Consider the following 19,410-nt stretch of genomic DNA (forward strand, 5'->3'; position numbering starts at 1 on the left):
GATAGAAGATAAAAGTTCATTACAACACCCCGCAGCAATCACTCCCCAAGAACAAAGGCAAGATACCACTCAAAGAAGTAAACACATGATCGCTTTCCAATACAAGTTCACCATGGCTTACTGCTCCGGTAGAAACTCCGATACGTTGTAGGCCACCGTTTCTGGCAGCATGCATATCATGGAGGCTATCACCGACCATTCCAATTTCTTTTGGCGATATACCCAAATGCTTTGCAAAAGCGAGCAACTGGCCCGGCTCAGGCTTAGAACCATATCCACTGTCGTATCCGGCGATAAAAGAAAACAGATGATCAATTCCCAGTGTCTTCAGTTGGCGCTTTGCTGATGCCTCTGTCCCATTGGTGGCAAGCCCGATTGGTACCCCTGCGCTATAAAGTTCCTTGATAGTGACAAGGGTATCTGAGAATGGCGTTACCGTTTCGATAGACTTTTCTAGCAGGAGAGCCTCAACTTTTTCGACAAACACACTTGAATGAGGAACTCCCAAAACACTCGCCCAAACCTGAGAATACTCAAAGGGTGTTTGTACTTTAATGATGCTTGCCTCTCCGAACAAAGCGTTCTCAAAGTCAAAATCAAGAGCTTTTCCAAGTTCTAAAGCAAGCGATTTATCTCCACCTGCCAACTCTGAAATGACATGAGCGATTGCTGGTCCCCATGTATTGTCAAAATCTGTAAGGGTGCCGTCCCGATCAAAGAGCACTGCTTTCAGTTTCATGTGTATTCCTGACTATTTTGTTTTTATCTATTTCGTCTAACAGGCACCCGGAAAACTGGCTAAACCAAAGGTAACCGTCACTTGCGACCAAACGTCATAGGATGTGAACTGGAAAAATGGAAGCCACGTTCCTTTCTGCAAAACAAGCAGAAAGAATAAGCATCAATATGATAGTCCTATAAAAAGTCCTCCACCCGCAGTTCAAGCATACAATCAACGAAACCTTTGATCCACATCTTTACGCCACCGGAGACTGGCCGTAGCGTAATCAAAGATTACAATATCATAATGATGACAGATTTCAGGCCCATCACTTAAGTGCTCCAGACTCAAAGGCCACCTTTCGGGAGGAAGATGGCAATGGAGCATTCACACTAGAGCGAGTCCAATCAGGGCAAATGAAAATGGCAACTGCACAATCCGAGCAAGCGCAGGAAGTAGCGCAAGCAAACCTCAAGAATCACTACAAACCGGTGGGTATTCAAGCCATTGCAGCAGCCAATTGCTGCGGTGAGAAGCAACAAGAGCAAAAACGGCATAAGCTGGACGCCGATTTCCCCTGCCCAACGGATTGATATTATCCCATCAAAATTTGTTTATTGAATCAAAAAGGGCGCTGTTTCGTGCCCTTTTCAAACTCATGTTCCCGCATTTTAATTATTCAGGTCCCATCAAGGATATAGGCGTGTCTTCCCCCAAGGAAGCTCTGCCGTTTTCCTGCTGTATACAAAACGGTCATGAAGCCTGTAGGCCCGATCATGCCAAAATTCAATCTGCAAAGGAATGATGCGAAACCCAGACCAGTAATCCGGCCTTGGGATTTCCCCAATGGCATATTTCGCCGTGAACTTTGCCACTTCCTTCTCCAGAGCAAATCTGCTTTCCAGAGGTCTTGATTGCTTGGAGGCCCAAGCTCCAATTCGGCTCCCACGCGGCCGACTTGCAAAATATGCATCCGCCTCTTCTGGCGTCACTTTTACGACTTCACCTCTTACCCGAACTTGCCGACGTAAGCTTTTCCAATGAAAACAAGAGGCAGCCTTCATATTTTCCTGAAGTTCGCAGCCCTTGGCGCTTTCATAGTTTGTATAAAAGACAAAACCTTTCTCATCAAAGCTTTGTAAAAGCACCATACGTATATTTGGAAGGCCATCTGGATCAACCGAAGCTAGAGACATGGCATTGGGATCATTAATCTCAGAGGTTTTCGCCTCGTTCAACCAATCAGCAAACAGCTTGAAAGGTGCATTCACCTCCTTGTCATAGCCATGTTCAAATATGTTATCGTGATCTTCGCTTTTACTATCCATTATTCACCCTTTAGGAAGACTTCTCCAGAATCATTAGATTTTCGGGATACGTCAACATACTCACGAGCTTGTTACCAGCCCAGTCTGCAGCTGGGATAGCATAGGTGAGCTTTTGTTTCTCTTCTATAGGTACAGATACACTTGCGTTTAAGGGCAAACATCTAATTACGCGAGGAAGCTCTTAAACAGATAGTGTAATTTGCGGATACTTCCCTTATGTTGCATAGAACTTAGAAGTCATATTTCATGACATACACAAATTGGGCATTGATGGCAGGCAATGAAAGATCCGTATTCTGTATTAGGTGTATCTAAATCAGCCAACGACAAAGAGGTTAAAAGCGCATTCCGCAAACTGGCCAAGAAATATCATCCTGACCAAAACGCTGATGATCCAAAAGCAAAAGAGCACTTTGCTGAAGTCAATCAGGCCTATGAGATTCTCGGTGATAAGGAGAAACGTGGGCAGTTTGATCGGGGTGAAATTGACGGTGAAGGCAAGCCCAAATTTTATGGTGGCCAAGGGTACGGTGGCTTTGGCCAAGGTGGTCCTCGTGGTGGGTTCGGATATCAACAGGGCCCCGGTTCGGCAGGCGGTTTCGACGATATCCTTAACGACATTCTAGGCGGATTTGGCGGAGGCCAACGCAGAGCGGGCCGCGGTTTTGGAAATACAGGTGCAAGTGGAAGCAGGCAAAGCCAGAAGCCACATCCTCAAAAAGGAGCCGATGCGAGCATCATTACCCGTGTTTCCCTTGAAGATTTGGTAACGCTTGGAAAGGCCCGCGTTAAACTACCCTCGGGAAAAACAGTTGATGTTAAAGTTCCGGAAGGAACGCAAGAAGGCGATAAAATTCGCTTGAAAGGGCAAGGCTACGGTTCCCCTAATGGTGGTGCAGCTGGGGATGCTTTGGTCGAAGTTCGCTTTGCAAAGCATAAACTGTTCAAAACAGAAGACTTCGACGTCCATGCCGACTTACCGATTACACTCTACGAGGCTGTTCTGGGAAACAAGATTCGTGTGCCCACGTTGGAAGGTGCGATCAATCTTACAGTGCCAGCTAACTCAAGCAGTGGTAAAACCATGCGCTTAAAAAGTAAGGGCCTTCCGAAAAAAGGCGGAGAACGCGGGGATCTTTATATCCATCTACAGATAGCCCTTCCCGATCAATCATCCGAGGATCTTGAGGAGTTGATGCGGACTTGGGCGGAAACTAAGCAGTATTCTCCGCGTGGATCAGAGTTTGATTAAGTCAGATTACATGTAAACGAGAGATATTAACTGTGGTGCACGGTAGCGATGATAGAAACTCGCAGAGCTCAATTCCGGCATCACAGTTTTCAGCAAAGACCTGAGCCTATTTTTTTGAATGAAAACCCATCCAATATATAGCTATAAGTAAAGCTCTTCCTATAAAGAATGAAATGGACAATATGATCCCATTTTTTATTAGTAGGAACCACGGCCCCTTCTGTATGGCTTGATGACCAATAGCTTCCAAAACACCCGTCACATAGTATAGTGAGAATATCACTAGGGATAGGATTAATGTGAACCATTCGCCCTGCACCTGAAAACGCAGCCCGCGAAAGCTAGAAGTCCATAGCTTTTGAAGGTAAAAGCCAGCGACACCGCCAACGATCACGCATAATATATAAAGTGGCCAGAGCCCTTCTGCGTGAAGTTGCGCAGTCAGCTGAATAGTTGCCCAAACACCAAGAATACCGAATAAAATACTCATCGGGACTGACCCACTGCCATCCTTCGAAGCTTTCACTCCAACAAAAAGTGTATAAGCCAGAAGAGGCCACACCCAGATCGGTGCCCCTTTTATAATATCTACGGCAGTCATGCTCCCCCATTTCGAATCGTCTTGAGCAATATTGAATGCAGGAGACTTACTGAAGGTACCTGTGAAAAGATATGGGCGGAAAGATCTCTCCCCGCCCATAAATATGATTAGCCTTTACCCTTCATCATGAAGGCCATAAAGGCTTTACGTGCTTCATCAGACTGGAGACGCTGGTAGAAAACAACCATCTCCTCTTCAACACGCTTGCTGAGTTCAGTAGTTTTTCCTTTTAACAAGCCTCTTGCCGCCCGCATTGCTTCACGTGGGAGGCCTGCAATTCTCTTTGCAGTTGCAAATGCAACCTCTTCAAGAGTCTGCTCCGAAACAAGTTCATTTACGAACCCAGCTGCTAGAGCCTTTTGTGGAGTAAACGCCTCACCCAAACACAGGAGCTCAAAAGCTTTTGGATGCCCCATTGCTGCTGGAGCAAGCAAACTGGAACCTGCTTCAGGAACAAGCCCCAGCTCAACAAACGGGGCTTTAAAGACAGAACGCTCTGTTGCGTAAACCATATCCGCATGAAACAACATGGTTGTTCCAACACCCACGGCAAGACCATCTACACCAATAACAAGAGGAATCTTTGTATCAGTGAGGGCCTTCAAAAACGTGACAACCCCGCTCCCAGACATATCTTTTTGCGAAGCCTGCAGAAAGTCTGCAATGTCATTACCAGCAGTAAACGCACCCGGCTGCCCTAAAAGCAAGTTGCAGCCAACAGTTTCATCTGCTGTCATCAAAGCTTCGGCCATGCCATCGTACATCTCAGAGGTCAAAGCATTTTTCTTCTCTGGCCGACTGAGGCGCACAATTTGAACGCCGTCCTTTTTCTCAATCTCAATAACCATTTAGTCCCCCTCTTAATTAAGCATATTCTCGGGTTCTATTGCCAGAATTGCAGAGGCTGCTCCCACTACTGCTGACTTCAATCCAGCAGTTTCAGCCAATGTAGTTTCAGCAAATACGCGTGCCATAAGAACACGCTGCTCCCGAGCATTTTTCTCTTCTTCCTTGGAAGCCAAGGCTCCCTTGGCAAGGTATGCCGCGCCAAGTGTTAATCCAAACTGACGCTGATAAGCTGTCGCACCCGCCAAAGCTTCAGAAACATTGCCCTTGGCATGTGCTTCCTTCATCCAGTCCGTAGACGCATTCAAATCGGCAACAGCTTGCTCTAGATTACGTGGCGCGTCACCAAGATCGAGGCCATTTTCAGCAGAAAAATCCTCAGCAATCTGTTCAATTTCCTTAATCAGGCTAGTGACCTGTTCGCCGCCGGAAAGTGGCAGCTTACGCATGACCAGATCCATTGCCTGAATACCGTTTGTACCTTCATATATTGGAGTAATGCGCGCATCACGCATATACTGGGCTGCACCGGTTTCTTCGATAAAGCCCATACCACCATGAACCTGAATACCCAAAGACGCAATTTCAACAGACAAATCTGTCGATAGGGACTTTGCAAGAGGGGTCAGCAGGCTGCCGCGCTCCGCCCAGAATTTTCGATCCGCTGCCTCTGGCGCATTCTTGGCCATATCCAATGCATGTGCACAGGCATAACAAAGTGTGCGGGCAACCTGTGTTTGCGCCTTCATACTCATGAGCATGCGTTTTACATCTGGGTGAGCTGCAATAGGAGCAAGCTGAGAACCATCCGGGCCACTCACACGGCCTTGCATCCTTTCCAATGAGAAGTTAAGGGCTGCTTGGAAAGCACGTTCACCGACACCAACACCTTGAACACCAACTGCCAGACGGGCGTTGTTCATCATAGTGAACATGCAAGCGAGGCCCTTGTTTTCCTCACCAATCAACCAACCTGTTGCTCCGCCATTATCACCAAAAGAAAGCGTACATGTTGGAGATGCATGAATACCCAGTTTGTGCTCGATACCGGCCACACGCACGTCATTCAATTCACCCAATGAACCATCACTGTTCACAAACCTTTTTGGGACGGCGAATAGTGAAATTCCGCGCGTACCTGCCGGCGCATCCGGAAGACGAGCAAGAACGAGGTGCAAGAGGTTATCAGTCATGTCGTGATCGCCATAACTAATGAAAATCTTCTGACCTGAAATCTTATAGGTTCCATCGCCCTGAGGAACAGCTTTCGCGCGTAACTCGTTCAAATCTGAACCAGCCTGTGGTTCTGTCAGGTTCATGGTTCCAGTCCACTCACCTGTAACAAGCTTTTCAAGATACGTGGCTTTAAGGTAGTCAGAGCCGTGAGCTTCCAACGCTTCAACGGAGCCCATAGTCAACGTGGGGCCCAATGCAAAAGCCATACATGCGGAGTTGAGCATTTCCATTACAGCAACATAAAGCATGTTGGGCAACCCTTGCCCACCAAAGTCGACTGGTCCTGACAAGGCGTTCCAACCCGCATCGCGCCACTGCCCGTAAGCTTCCGCCCAGCCCGGAGCCGTTTTTACCCACCCATCAACCAGCTTGGTACCGTGTTCATCTCCAATACGGTTGAGCTTTGCAATTTCTTCCTCAGAGAACTTGGCGGCTTCTGACAAAATCGCATCGACCAGATCGTCGGAAAGTTCCCCTTGATTTTCAAGAGACTGAAATTCTTTTAGTCCAATTACATGCCTTAAGGTGAAGGCAATTTCGTTGACTGGTGCACGGTACATTTTATTTCTTTCCCCGTATTCGGCTTGACGAGAGGCTACAACCACCTCTAAACGCCATGGAACTTAAGTGTTGGAGAAACACTAGTGAGATTGACGTAGACGTCAAGATTAAGCACAGTTTTGTGCCCCATACATTCGTCGTAATTAGGGTAAAACCGCATGGAATATTGGCATCTGTCACAGGAAACGAGGATCGAGAGTGCCAAAGAGTTTTTAGCTGTGTGTAATGCGCTCATAAAAGGGCAGCTTGTAGCGATTCCGACAGAGACTGTTTATGGGCTGGCAGCCGATGCCACAAATGGGCAAGCCTGCGCCAGAATATATGAAGCCAAAGGCCGTCCGTCCTTTAATCCTCTTATATCACATGTGGATAGTTTGGACGCAGCCCGCACCCAAGGCGAATTCAACGACAAAGCTCTTGCACTTGCAGAAGCGTTTTGGCCCGGCCCCCTCACTCTTGTCCTTCCAAAGACGAAGACTTGTACAGTGAGCGAGCTTGCTACAGCAGGGCTAGCAAGTGTTGCATTAAGAGTGCCACAGTCTTCTATTATGAGGGCTTTATCACGGCAAATAGGCAAGCCCTTGGCGGCTCCTAGTGCCAATTTATCGGGCAAAATTAGTGGCACCACAGCAGAAGATGTAATTGCAGATCTAGAGCGGCACCTTTCTTGGGTTATTGATGGCGGTGCTACCTCGGTTGGGATAGAATCTACAATTATCTCACTTATAGGTGAGCGGCCAACCCTTCTCAGACCTGGTGGCATTGCGCGTACCCATATTGAGGAGATTTTAGGAGAACCTCTTGCAACAGCTGGCTCCGATGACAGCGCTCCACAGGCCCCTGGCATGCTCTCCTCTCATTATGCGCCGGACAACCCAATACGTCTGGACGCAACTGCCCTACTTGATGAAGACGTTTTGATCACCTTTGGCGCCGCGACCATTGAAAACAGCGAGAGAGCCAAGCGCGTCATAAACCTGAGTCCAGCAGGTGACCTCACGGAGGCTGCTGCAAATTTATTTTCTGCACTGCGGAAAGCAGATCGCGAAAGCAAAGGTAAAATTGCGATATCCCCAATTCCGACAACAGGCTTGGGAGAAGCGATTAATGACAGGCTAAAAAGAGCCGCAGCCCCAAAGTGAATAACAAATGAAAAAAGTTGGCCGATTCCCTCATCTCAAAGAGATTCAAGGTGCCTCATAGCCACATTCAGGATGAAAGCCCAACTATTTTCAACTAATACACTGTGACTCAATCACAACAACTATTAGTTAACATATCCAAGCCCACAAAATACAACTATCCAAAAAAGAAAAATAATATGCTAAACAATACATATGGACGAAATAAAAAATAAATATAATCTTACTAATCAGTCACAGTTATTAAAGACCTCCCCCACGAGCATTATATATGCTCGCACCTTAACCGGGGATGAGTGCGTAATACTCACCCCCGGCACCTTTTTAACTAAATATATACTTTCAACTTATATTTACTAAACTGTTCCAACTAATTTCTAATTTTTCATAATTTGACTTATCCAGTAGGACTTGGCAGAAAACACAGTAATGTACTTCTAGTTTCCAATCCTAGTTAACGGTATAGTTTTTTGAGTACACTTCTGTTACATCATTCCGCTTTTCTTGAGCATAAAACTCCAAGTGGGCACCCCGAACGGCCTGACCGTTTACGAGCCATTTCCCATGCTTTGGAAAAAGAAAAATTTCAAACTTTACTCAGAGATATGCCTCCAATGGGGCGGTTTCAGGATATTGCGCTCGTCCATCCCGAGGAGCACATAAACTTTATTCACAACAAGACACCCGAGGAAGGCCTCTTCCGAATTGATGATGATACCACATTATCTCCGGGAACCTGGGAAGCTGCCCTTCGCGCTGTTGGTGCCTCTTGCAGGGCTGTTGATGAAGTGATGACCAGTCAGGTTACAAATGCTTTTTGTGCAATTCGCCCTCCCGGTCATCATGCGGAAATAGATAGGGCGATGGGCTTTTGCTATTTCAATAACGCAGCTGTAGCAGCTCGGCACGCTCAAACAGCCTTTGGCGTTGAGCGCGTTGCCATTATTGATTTCGATGTACATCACGGGAACGGTACACAAGATGTTTTCTGGAACGATCCATCAGTTATGTACACATCAACCCATCAAGCCCCCTTATATCCAGGGACTGGGCAAAAGCAGGAAACTGGCGAATTCAATAATATTGTCAATGTGCCCATGCGCGATGGAGACGGCGGCGTAGAATTTAGGGATGCTTACAAGACTGTTATTCTGCCACAGTTACGCAAATTCAAACCTGATCTTCTTGTGCTTTCAGCCGGTTTCGATGCCCACGCTCGCGATCCCCTTGGGGGAATGCTGGTTATAGAGGATGATTTTGCATGGTTAACACGTGAACTTATGGAAATTGCTGATCAAAGCTGCAATAGGCGCATTGTATCCCTACTTGAAGGTGGATACGACCTTGAGGGGCTTGCACGCTCTGTCGCTGCTCATGTAATGACCTTGATGGAACACTAGATAATTACAGTACACGTTAAAACAACCTTGCAGAGGCCCAATGTCGGATTCAAGCAATTCCTCCGTTTCCACTGACACCATGTCTTTTGAAGACGCACTTACCAAACTGGAAACTATTGTTCGAAATCTGGAACAAGGAAATGTTCCTCTGGAAAAGAGTATTGATCTATACACCCAAGGAGAAGCCCTCCGAAGCCGGTGCGATACACTCTTGCGGGCTGCAGAGGAAAAAATTGAAACAATCAAAATTGATGGAAAAGGTCAGGCAATAGCCAGTAGCCCTCTTGCCCCAGAATAACTGAAGCGGAATATCTCTCTGGATTAAATAAGCGACATAATTTGTAATTTAATCATTTGCCCGTACCTTTACACGAAACTAAGCCTTCAAAAGGTACGCAACAAAAAAAAGATCCAAGAGAAAAAAGTTAACCGACTTCATACACCTAGATTTCTTAAGACGCCGAAATAAAAAGAGGACCGCGAAGTATCACGGTCCTAAGTCGATCACTGTGCACGTGGCCCCATCGACCACAAAATTGTGATAGTTTCTTTTTACAAGGTTAACATCACCCCTAGGGGTGACTTGATACAATTTTTAATAGAAAACTACTCAATACACGTAGAGAAATCGCGAATAACCTACAAAGATAGTGAAACTTCAGAGTTTTCCACCTATCTATAAATTGCTTGAGCTTTTCCCTTATTGTAAGCCTAGAGGGTTAAGACAAGCCAATCGCTAAAACACAAGCCGGTGCAAATTAGAATGAAGACCCCCCTCCTTGATCGCGTCAACTCGCCCGCAGACCTGAAATGCATGACGAATGACGAACTGAAGATCATTGCCGAAGAACTGAGAGCAGAAACTATCAACGCTGTTTCGGAAACGGGTGGTCATTTGGGTGCGGGCTTGGGTGTTGTCGAATTAACAGTTGCGCTTCATCACGTTTTTAACACACCGGACGATCGGCTCATTTGGGACGTTGGTCACCAGTGCTACCCACATAAAATCCTGACCGAGCGCCGTGACCGTATCCGTACGCTCAGGCAAGGCGGTGGCCTTTCAGGCTTTACGAAACGCTCTGAAAGTACCTATGACCCATTTGGAGCTGGACACTCCTCAACCTCGATTTCCGCAGGCTTGGGGATGGCAGTTGCTCGGGATCTAGCGGATAAGCAAAATAGTGTCATTGCAGTTATTGGTGATGGTGCCATGTCTGCTGGGATGGCTTATGAAGCCATGAATAATGCCGGGGCTTTGAACTCACGTCTCATCGTCATTCTCAACGATAATGACATGTCAATTGCTCCGCCAGTCGGAGCTCTTTCGGCATCCTTAGCCCGCCTTGTATCGGGCAAGACCTACAAGTCCCTGCGGGAAGCTGCAAAGCAAGTTGCGCGTGCCCTTCCAAAACCTTTACAGGAAAAGGCCGCAAAAGCTGAAGAGTTTGCTCGGGGCTTCTGGACAGGTGGCACTTTATTCGAAGAGCTTGGGTTTTACTATGTTGGCCCTGTTGACGGGCACAACCTCGACCACCTTCTACCGATCCTACGTAATGTGAGAGATGCGAAAGAAGGCCCCATACTCATCCACGCTGTCACCCAGAAAGGCAAAGGGTACGCTCCTGCAGAAAGTGCGAGCAATAAGCTTCATGCGGTTGCCAAGTTTGATGTGGTTACCGGAAAGCAATCCAAACCCAAAGCCAACGCTCCCGCTTATACGAAAGTCTTTGCCCAAAGCCTGATCGCGGAAGCAAAGCAGGATGAAAAAATCGTCGGCATTACTGCTGCCATGCCTGATGGCACCGGGCTGGACCTGTTCGCCAAAGAGTTTCCTAACCGAACATTTGACGTGGGTATCGCCGAGCAACATGCAGTGACCTTTGCTGCCGGAATGGCGACAGAGGGTTACAAACCATTTTGCTCTATCTACTCCACGTTCTTACAACGTGCCTATGACCAAGTCATTCACGATGTTGCAGTTCAAAATCTACCCGTTCGCTTTCCCATTGACCGAGCGGGTCTTGTTGGAGCTGACGGAGCAACTCATGCTGGTTCCTTTGACGTTGCCTATCTCGCATGTATCCCGCAATTCGTCATCATGGCCGCTGGAGATGAAGCGGAACTCACGCACATGGTCGCCACAGCTGCAGCCTATGATGAAGGCCCAATTGCCTTCAGATACCCACGAGGTGAAGGCGTTGGCATTGAACTCCCGCAAAAAGGCACACCACTAGAAATTGGGCGCGGACGAATTGTGAAGGAAGGAACTCGCATAGCGCTGCTTTCTTTTGGTACACGGCTCGGGGAAGCTTTAAAGGCAGCAGAAGACCTTGATGCTGCAGGACTTTCAACAACAGTGGCTGACGCTCGTTTTGCAAAACCACTTGATATTGACCTCATTACCCGCCTCGCTCGCGAGCATGATGTTCTGGTGACAATTGAAGAGGGCTCTATTGGCGGCTTCGGAACACAAGTGCTTCACACCCTATCTGACCTTGGAGCACTTGATGGTTCACTCAAAGTTCGCTGCATGACGTTGCCCGATACATTTCAGGACCATGACAGCCCTCAGAAGATGTACGAGGCAGCGAGACTAAATGCCGCAGGTATTATGGCAAAAGTCTTTGAAGTACTGGGACAGGACGCCTCTATCTCCGAGCAACGCGCTTAAAGCAAAAAGAAATACCTTTATTTCCTCTTCTTTTTCTCTAGGGTGATTAATTAGTATTTTTAGTTAATCACCCTCCCTTAGTGACGGGATACAGTGGGGCCAATTAGACCTTACGTAAGATGCATAAACCAAGTTTTTTACAGTGCCTGCACTCAGAGAAAAGTTCTATTGCTTTCCTTGCTGGTTTAGCTCTCTTCACAAGAGTTATCCTGCTGGGATTCGCTGGCAGCATTCTGGCCGATCCGGCACTGGCACAGTTACAGGTTCATTGCACACCTTCAGGCTACGCACCCGTTCCGCTCGAAGATAGGCAAGCCCAGACTGGGGCGGAATGCCCATGCGGAACAACTTGTCCGCATAGCTTACCATTTAAAGAAAAGGGAGTTGGAGGCGAGTGGTTTTATAACCTAAGCTCTGACCCTGTTTGGTTATCCATAGTTCTGAATAAAACTCCTCCCTTAAAGGCTGGTGCATCTGCTCAAAGTCACTCTATCCGCGCCCCTCCTCTCAACAAAGTTGCTCCATTGAACCAAATATAGAACACAAGTTGAGACGAGAAATTCCTATGAAGTTTTCTAGAACATTTTTTTTAGCCACAGCCCTTTGCCTTGCTCCACTAAGCGTTTCTGCGCAACCCATTGTAACTGGAGACCTTACGCTTTCTTCTCCTTGGACGCGCGCAACACCACCAAACGCAAAAGGAGCTGGCGCATTCATTAAAATAACAAACTCGGGTCAATCGGAGGATAAACTGATCTCCGTTGAATCAAATGTCGCAAAGCGAACAGAAGTCCATGAGATGAAAGTAGTCGACGGAATTATGAAAATGCGTCCCGTTGAAAATGGAATCGTCATTCCGGAGGGGCAAACTCTGGAGCTGAAACCCGGAAGTTATCACGTTATGTTCATGGGTCTCAAACAGCCATTTAAAATGGGTGAAGAGGTTCAAGTCCAGTTCAACTTTGAAAAAGCCAAGCCGGTAACGGTCAACTTCCCAGTTGAAAAAATTGGCGCTAAAGCCCCAAGCTCTATGAATCACCACTCGAACTAAGCTCTAGGTAATATTCATGAAACTAGCGAAAATAATTCGCTATGGCGCGTGGGCAGCGATTGCTGCCCTCGTGTTTAGCATAGCAGCTCTCTCGATAGATTCCCTTAGAAACAACGAGCAAATTGCATCAGCACCTACGGTGAAAATTGGTGGCCCGTTTTCTCTATTGGACAAAAATGGGAATAGCTATACGGAAGCCAACCTAGGTGGGAAACCATCGCTTATGTTCTTTGGCTTCACCTACTGTCCCGATGTCTGCCCAACCACACTTGCCGATATGCAATTATGGATAGATGATCTGGGTGACAAAGCAGAGGATGTAAACTTCATATTCATTTCCGTAGACCCTGAAAGAGACACTCCAGAAGTCATTGGCGATTACGTTGCAGCATTCAGCGAAAAAATCCAGCCTTTGACCGGATCTAGAGAACAAGTCGACACTGTTATTAAGGCTTTCCGTGTGTATGCTAGAAAAGTACCGTTGGAAGACGGTGATTACACAATGGACCATACTGCACCGGTCTATATGATGGATGCCGATAACAATTTCACCGGGACAATTGGTTACGGAGAAATCCCGGAAGTCGCTCTAGAGAAAATACGCAAACTTCTCTCCACATCCTGAAAGAGATCTCAGCTATATAAAGGAGGGGAGATTACAACTGGGATGCTTCCCTTCCACACTTAAAGCTAGCAGTACAACAATGAGACTTGATAACCATTTAGTCGCCAAGGGGGCATTTGAAACAAGAGCACGTGCTCGGGACGCAATTGTTCGAGGAACTGTCCAAATTAATGGAAAAACCGTTACCAAACCTGGACAGAAGGTGCTTTCGAATAGCACTATCAGCTTCGACGACCCGGCAGCAGGGTACGTTTCTCGTGCAGCTTTAAAGCTGAAAGAAGGGCTGAACTATTTCGATCTCAGTCCCAAAGATCTGATTTGTCTGGATATAGGTGCTTCCACAGGCGGTTTCACCCAAGTTCTGTTAGAACACAGGGCTGCAAAGGTTCATGCAATTGATGTAGGTCACGGCCAACTCCACAAGAAGATAATTGAGGATACAAGGGTTTACCCTAGAGATGGACTAAACGCCCGTCACCTGTGCCTTGAAGACCTGCAAAACGATACCCCCCAGTTTCTAGTATCCGATGTTAGTTTTATATCTTTGAAAATCGCGCTCCCCCCTGCCCTAGATCTTGCCGCTTCCGGGGCAAAAGGGATATTTCTTATCAAACCCCAATTTGAAGCTGGCAGGGAAAATATTAATAAGGGCGGTTTGGTCGGGGAAGAACAAGCTGCGCTGGTATGCAAGGATCTGCAAAGCTGGTTTGATGCGCTCGAAAACTGGTCAGTCATTGGAGTTTGTCCATCACCCATTAAGGGCGGGGACGGAAACACTGAATTTTTGATTGCAGCTCAAAAAATCTGAAGACCAAAAAATTATAGTCCTGTATAGGCCTGCAGTCTTGTGGTCATGCCCTAGTGCGGGTAAAGCCAGTTTATGACACAAAACAGCACCCTTCAAATAGACCGTCTGGCTCATAAAGGCGATGGCGTAGCAATAAACAATGGCGAGCAAGTTTTCATAGCGCTCACACTTCCTCAGGAATTGGTGGAAGCGGAACAAGTTGGTAGCCGCTTTGAACTGAACCGGATCATTGAACCCAGCCCAGAGCGCGTGGAACCTATTTGCCTGCACTTTGGTTCCTGTGGTGGTTGCACCCTTCAGCATGCCTCCTCGACACTCTACAGTGCTTTTAAGCGCCAGCAGATCATTGAGGCGCTTAAATCCCGCGGCATTGAACATCCAGTTGAAGAGGTTGTCCCGTGCCCACCACAGTCCCGCAGACGGGCCGTCCTCACGGCAGTCAAGGCCGGCCACAAAATTCTCATGGGTTATCATGGGGCAAAGTCACACCGCCTCGTTGATATCAAAGAGTGTCCTGTTCTCCTGCCAGAAATAACAGAGGCATTGCCAAACCTTCGCAAGCTTGCATCAAAAGTCATTGGGCGCAAGGGAGAGTTGAAAATTACCGTCACGAGCACGGAAAGCGGCTTGGATATCTGCTTGAATGGCCTAGGCAAAAATTTTGAAAAGTATTTTCTCGAACTTTCGCAGGATGCGATGGAGTTTAGTTTTGCACGTCTTACCGCAGAAGGAGAGACTGTACTTGAACTAAAGAAACCCAACTTACATATGGGCGAGGTTCTCGTTACGCCCCCTTCAGGAGGCTTTTTGCAAGCCACGCAGCAAGCTGAAGACGAAATGGCTGATCTGGTACTGGAAGGTTTGAATGGTTGCAAGAAAGTTATCGACCTGTTTGCTGGAAGTGGCACGTTTACCTTCAGACTGGCCAAACAGGCGAGCGTACTTGCAGTAGAAAGTGACGCAAAGTCCCTTAAGGCTCTGGATGAGGCCAAACGTCAGGCGAGCAAACTGAAAAAGGTGGAAGTGCAAAGGCGAGACCTTTTCCGCAGGCCCCTGACAAAAGCTGAGATTTACCAGTTTGGAAAAGGTTATGACGGAGTTGTAATAGATCCACCTCGCTCTGGCGCATTAGAACAATCAAAAGAGCTGGCTCAATCATCAGTGAAACGGATCGTTTCCGTTTCCTGTAATCCTGCAACTTTTGCCAGAGATCTTAAAGTTCTCACTGATGGAAACTTCAAGATCACCAAAATTGTTCCGGTGGATCAGTTCTTGTATTCTCCTCATGTGGAAGTTGTCGCGCTGCTCGAAAACACAGCGAATTAAACGCAAAACAAATAGAGGTCGCCCAGCGTTTCTCTTCTGTGCTTTTTATAAGTATCGCGGTGTTTGATGCATCGCGATATGTTTTTCAGACTTCTCTCACATTCTGATGAATTGGCACAAAGCCCTTTGTTTGTCTGTAAACCTGTTCTGCATCAGCATTTAGAACGTGCAAAGGAACCAGAATCATCTCTCTTTGCCCTTCAAGAGGCACGCGTTTCCAATTGCGAAACATAAAGCGGCGCCAAAAAGGAAAAACCTCTTTCTTGACAGCACAACTTTCAAGAGAACTGTGAAGTCGTACCCTCAGGCATTTAAAGACCATGGATCTTACCGATGTCTTATAGAACTCGACGCTCTCAATTGAAGACCACTCAATAAATCCAAGACGCTCGAGAAAAAGACCTTCCGAATTGGCTCCAATTTGAGGCCAGTTAGCAATCATCGGATAATACCAGTAGGACAGCATAAAAGCTGGAACGGAGGCAAGCGCGAAGCCCAATTCTCGGGTAACCAGAAATAACCCGAAAGCAACAGCTCCCATAAGAAAAGAGCCATATACCAATGGCTCCCCCGCCTTTTTCTTGAACCCTACTGCGAAGGGTTCAAGCGTTTCCTTGTATTCTTCTCTCCAGGGATCAAGTTCCCGCTTCTCCATGGTCAGCCCCTTGGAGCAGCGGGTCTCTCAGGTTAATCTCCAAAGATCTCCGTCTGCTCGATCTCGATACCAAAACCTTCCAAGCCAACATAGTGGCGTTCTCGCGATGCTAAGACTCGAATAGAAGTAACACCCAGATCTTTAAGAATCTGTGCTCCTAGCCCAACTTCACGCCAATTTTCATCACGAACCTTTGCTGAATCATGCTCTTCATTTTCAGCAGCATCCAGACCAGTTCTTTGGCGCACTGAAGAGCGAGCCACACCAACCGCACCTTCTCTTAGGTATACGATAATACCCCTTTTACGTTTGGCAAAGTCTTCCATAACGGGTTGTAAAGATTTAGCGCGGCCAAAAACATCATCAAGAACTGATTCCAGCTGAAGGCGAACCGGAACATCCCGACCATCGCGAATATCCCCGTAGACGATCGCCAAGTGGCCCATATTATCAAAAGGCGTTGTGTAAGATATTGCTGTAGCTTTACCGAAGGGGGTTTCGATTTCCTGTTCACCAGCCCGCTCAACAAAAGACTCATTGCGCTGTCGCCACGCTATCAAGTCGGCGACACTCACCATCTTCAGGTTATGCTCTTTGGCAAATGCCGCAACATCATCACCGCGTTTCACAGTACCATCGTCATTGACCAACTCACTGATCACCCCAACTTCCGGAAGACCTGTTAGTTTACACAGGTCAACGGCGGCTTCTGTATGGCCTGAGCGAATAAGAACGCCGCCATCCTTCGCGATAAGCGGGAACACATGCCCAGGGCGTACAAAATCCACAGCTCCCACATTCGGGTTAGCAAGAGCTCTGACTGTAGAGCAACGCTCATCAGCCGAGATACCTGTTGTTAAGCCTGGCGCGTAGTCAACAGAAACAGTAAACGCAGTGGCAAGAGGAGCATCATTATTGTTCACCATCGGATCAAGGCGAAGGCGGCGTGCTGTTTCTCCAGTCATAGGAGCACAAACAATTCCCGAAGTATGGCGTACGATAAATGCCATTTGTTCGGGCGTTATCTTACTTGCTGCAACGATCAAATCCCCTTCATTTTCACGGTCATCATCATCCGTTACAACGACCATTTCACCGTTTTCGAAGGCGCGAAGAGCTTCCGCTACACGAGTCTGAGACACAGCATACTCCTTAGTTTGTTTGAGACCGAGAAAATCATTTGGCGTTACCTGTCCAGCAGTTGCCTCAGTAATTTTCTGAGCCATATCTCTGGATATCCAAGCATTGGGATCGTTACACAGAGCACTTACAGATGCAGGAGACAAACCAGCACGCTTTGCAAAGGCGCTGCGCTTCTCTCTGTTTTTCACTAGCCATTCATCCAGATTCATCGTCTCGATTTCACTTATCTGAAATTTCAGTCATACTGAAATATGGCCGTTAAACATCAAGATGCAAGGCGAAACCTACCAATATGTTCGAAAGTTGAACTTTTTGTCAGGCACTTTGAATCCAACGCTACAGTGATTTTAGTCTCAGCAAAATTTACTTAGGTCTGGAAAACGTGAGCCACGAACCCTATCAACAACGGGGAGGTAAAGTTAGATTTCCATCATCTTCTAACTTCCAAAAAGGGTTATAGGCCAGTTCCCATGGATGCCCATCCAAGTCTCTCACATAACCTGAATAACCTCCCCAAAATACTTTTTGAGGAGGTTTCAAAGCGCTCGCACCGGCCAGAAGTGCAGTACCATATGCTGCGCCTACTTCTGCCTCACTTCCAAAGTTAAGGGCAAGTGTAACCATACCCGTCCCTAAGCTATCTTTGGAAACTGTCATATCTTTTGCAAGCTCACCCAATGGATAGAGGCCAAGCACCATTCCATTTAATTGGTAGAAGATAATATCTTCCCCTGAGCGAGCATGCACCTTCCAGCCCCACGCCTCGTAAAACTGACGAGACTTAGCAAGATCAGATACGCCCAATGTGACCAGCGAAAGGCGTTGAGGAATCATCCGCCGACTTGGCCTCTGTGGCGAATTAGGTGATCCGCCAGCACACACGCCATCATCGCCTCACCAACAGGAACGGCTCTAATTCCAACACATGGATCATGGCGCCCTTTGGTCATCACATCAACTTCCTGACCACTACGGGTGACCGATTGGCGCGGTGTCAAAATGGAAGACGTAGGCTTGACCGCAAAGCGGGCCACAACGGGTGCACCACTGGATATGCCACCTAGAACTCCCCCCGCCTGATTGGAAAGGAATACAGGTTTCCCGTCTGCGCCCATGCGCATCTGGTCTGCATTTGCTTCACCCGTTAAGCTGGCAGCCTCAAAACCGTTCCCGATTTCCACGCCTTTAACAGCATTAATGGACATGAAAGCAGAGGCAATATCCTGATCTAATTTCCCGTAGATTGGGGCTCCCAAACCTACGGGAACATTTTCGGCGACAACTTCAATGACTGCCCCGATTGAGGATCCATCCTTGCGGATGCTATCCAAATACCCCTCGAAGAATGCAGCAGCTTCTTTATCTGGACAAAAAAACGGGTTGTTGTAAACTTCCGCCCACTCCCAATTGTCACGATTAATTTTATGTGGCCCCATTTGTACTAATGCACCGCGAATATTCATTGAGGCCACTACCTTACGGGCAATTGCCCCAGCAGCCACGCGCGCTGCAGTCTCTCTTGCAGAAGAGCGCCCGCCCCCGCGATAATCACGAATACCGTATTTCGCGTCATAGGTATAATCAGCATGCCCAGGGCGATACCGTTCTTTAATCTCCGAATAATCCTTGGACCGTTGATCGGTATTCTCGATCATCAAGGAAATTGGCGTTCCTGTGGTTTTTTGAACACCGTCTTCATCGACCATAACTCCGGACAATATCCGAACTTGATCAGGTTCACGCCGCTGTGTCGTAAACTTGGACTGTCCCGGTTTTCTCTGATCCAAATAAACCTGAATCTCTTCCGCTGTAATTGGAATAAGCGGAAGGCATCCGTCAACCACACAACCGAGGGCTGGGCCGTGGCTTTCCCCCCAGGTTGTTACGCGAAACATGTGACCAAAGCTGTTATGGGACATCTAAATTATCTCGATCCTATCAAACTCACGCAGGTTGTAGGACTGATAGTTCCTCGGGTCAATCACCGCCCCCTCCTATCGCCCTTTATTAATTCTCAAGTGAGTGTTTCAATGCCATTTAGCAG

General features: G+C 47.3%; 19 protein-coding genes. 10 read left to right on the forward strand and 9 right to left on the reverse strand.

Annotated features, from left to right (window positions below):
• Window positions 1–19: 19 nt before the first annotated feature.
• A complete protein-coding gene (locus tag P6574_RS14640; RefSeq protein WP_310621007.1) occupies window positions 20–739 on the reverse strand; it encodes an HAD family hydrolase in 720 nt (239 codons plus the stop codon).
• Between the two features lie 404 nt (window positions 740–1,143).
• Between P6574_RS14640 and P6574_RS14645 the strand changes: the two genes are divergently transcribed.
• On the forward strand, window positions 1,144–1,314 hold the full coding sequence (locus P6574_RS14645) for a hypothetical protein (protein WP_310621008.1): 171 nt from the start codon (window positions 1,144–1,146) through the stop codon (window positions 1,312–1,314).
• A gap of 96 nt (window positions 1,315–1,410) precedes the next feature.
• On the opposite strand, the gene pdxH is transcribed toward P6574_RS14645, so the two are convergent.
• A complete protein-coding gene (pdxH, locus tag P6574_RS14650; protein ID WP_310621009.1) occupies window positions 1,411–2,049 on the reverse strand; it encodes a pyridoxamine 5'-phosphate oxidase in 639 nt (212 codons plus the stop codon).
• Window positions 2,050–2,329: 280 nt separating this feature from the next.
• Here pdxH and P6574_RS14655 point away from each other — a divergent pair, with 280 nt between their 5' ends.
• Entirely contained in the window at window positions 2,330–3,301 is a 972-nt protein-coding gene (locus tag P6574_RS14655; protein WP_310621010.1) for a J domain-containing protein, read from the forward strand.
• Between the two features lie 106 nt (window positions 3,302–3,407).
• Here P6574_RS14655 and P6574_RS14660 read toward each other — a convergent pair whose 3' ends face one another.
• From P6574_RS14660 to P6574_RS14670, 3 genes are all read right to left on the reverse strand, one after another.
• Window positions 3,408–3,902 carry a hypothetical protein gene (locus tag P6574_RS14660; protein ID WP_310621011.1) on the reverse strand — a complete coding sequence of 165 codons (495 nt, stop codon included), beginning with the start codon at window positions 3,900–3,902 and terminating at the stop codon, window positions 3,408–3,410.
• 107 nt (window positions 3,903–4,009) lie between these two features.
• Complete coding sequence (locus P6574_RS14665) at window positions 4,010–4,750, reverse strand: crotonase/enoyl-CoA hydratase family protein (RefSeq protein ID WP_310621012.1); 741 nt, start codon at window positions 4,748–4,750, stop codon at window positions 4,010–4,012.
• A 12-nt stretch (window positions 4,751–4,762) separates the two neighbouring features.
• Window positions 4,763–6,544: an acyl-CoA dehydrogenase gene (locus P6574_RS14670; RefSeq protein ID WP_310621013.1), complete on the reverse strand. Its 1,782-nt coding sequence runs from the start codon at window positions 6,542–6,544 to the stop codon at window positions 4,763–4,765.
• Between the two features lie 159 nt (window positions 6,545–6,703).
• Between P6574_RS14670 and P6574_RS14675 the strand changes: the two genes are divergently transcribed.
• From P6574_RS14675 to P6574_RS14710, 8 genes are all read left to right on the forward strand, one after another.
• Window positions 6,704–7,687 carry an L-threonylcarbamoyladenylate synthase gene (locus P6574_RS14675; protein WP_310621014.1) on the forward strand — a complete coding sequence of 328 codons (984 nt, stop codon included), beginning with the start codon at window positions 6,704–6,706 and terminating at the stop codon, window positions 7,685–7,687.
• A gap of 470 nt (window positions 7,688–8,157) precedes the next feature.
• On the forward strand, window positions 8,158–9,087 hold the full coding sequence (locus tag P6574_RS14680) for a histone deacetylase family protein (RefSeq protein ID WP_310621015.1): 930 nt from the start codon (window positions 8,158–8,160) through the stop codon (window positions 9,085–9,087).
• Window positions 9,088–9,127: 40 nt separating this feature from the next.
• Entirely contained in the window at window positions 9,128–9,385 is a 258-nt protein-coding gene (locus tag P6574_RS14685; RefSeq protein WP_310621016.1) for an exodeoxyribonuclease VII small subunit, read from the forward strand.
• 465 nt (window positions 9,386–9,850) lie between these two features.
• Complete coding sequence (dxs, locus tag P6574_RS14690) at window positions 9,851–11,758, forward strand: 1-deoxy-D-xylulose-5-phosphate synthase (RefSeq protein ID WP_310621017.1); 1,908 nt, start codon at window positions 9,851–9,853, stop codon at window positions 11,756–11,758.
• A 565-nt stretch (window positions 11,759–12,323) separates the two neighbouring features.
• Window positions 12,324–12,809, forward strand: coding sequence for a copper chaperone PCu(A)C (locus P6574_RS14695; RefSeq protein WP_310621018.1), 486 nt, complete (start codon window positions 12,324–12,326; stop codon window positions 12,807–12,809).
• 16 nt (window positions 12,810–12,825) lie between these two features.
• A complete protein-coding gene (locus tag P6574_RS14700) occupies window positions 12,826–13,434 on the forward strand; it encodes an SCO family protein (protein ID WP_310621019.1) in 609 nt (202 codons plus the stop codon).
• 79 nt (window positions 13,435–13,513) lie between these two features.
• Complete coding sequence (locus P6574_RS14705; protein ID WP_310621020.1) at window positions 13,514–14,242, forward strand: TlyA family RNA methyltransferase; 729 nt, start codon at window positions 13,514–13,516, stop codon at window positions 14,240–14,242.
• Between the two features lie 72 nt (window positions 14,243–14,314).
• Complete coding sequence (locus P6574_RS14710) at window positions 14,315–15,568, forward strand: class I SAM-dependent RNA methyltransferase (RefSeq protein ID WP_310621021.1); 1,254 nt, start codon at window positions 14,315–14,317, stop codon at window positions 15,566–15,568.
• 85 nt (window positions 15,569–15,653) lie between these two features.
• Here P6574_RS14710 and P6574_RS14715 read toward each other — a convergent pair whose 3' ends face one another.
• From P6574_RS14715 to aroC, 4 genes are all read right to left on the reverse strand, one after another.
• Window positions 15,654–16,223, reverse strand: a complete 570-nt coding sequence (locus P6574_RS14715) for a hypothetical protein (protein ID WP_310621022.1) — start codon at window positions 16,221–16,223, stop codon at window positions 15,654–15,656.
• A 32-nt stretch (window positions 16,224–16,255) separates the two neighbouring features.
• Window positions 16,256–17,575, reverse strand: a complete 1,320-nt coding sequence (gene ribB / locus P6574_RS14720; RefSeq protein WP_310621023.1) for a 3,4-dihydroxy-2-butanone-4-phosphate synthase — start codon at window positions 17,573–17,575, stop codon at window positions 16,256–16,258.
• Window positions 17,576–17,765: 190 nt separating this feature from the next.
• Window positions 17,766–18,200 carry a VOC family protein gene (locus P6574_RS14725; protein WP_310621024.1) on the reverse strand — a complete coding sequence of 145 codons (435 nt, stop codon included), beginning with the start codon at window positions 18,198–18,200 and terminating at the stop codon, window positions 17,766–17,768.
• Entirely contained in the window at window positions 18,197–19,285 is a 1,089-nt protein-coding gene (aroC, locus tag P6574_RS14730; RefSeq protein WP_310621025.1) for a chorismate synthase, read from the reverse strand. Before aroC ends, P6574_RS14725 begins: the two co-directional genes overlap by 4 nt.
• Between the last annotated feature and the right edge of the window lie 125 nt (window positions 19,286–19,410).

Origin of the sequence: Pseudovibrio sp. M1P-2-3 (assembly GCF_031501865.1) — a bacterium.
Lineage (GTDB): Bacteria > Pseudomonadota > Alphaproteobacteria > Rhizobiales > Stappiaceae > Pseudovibrio > Pseudovibrio corallicola.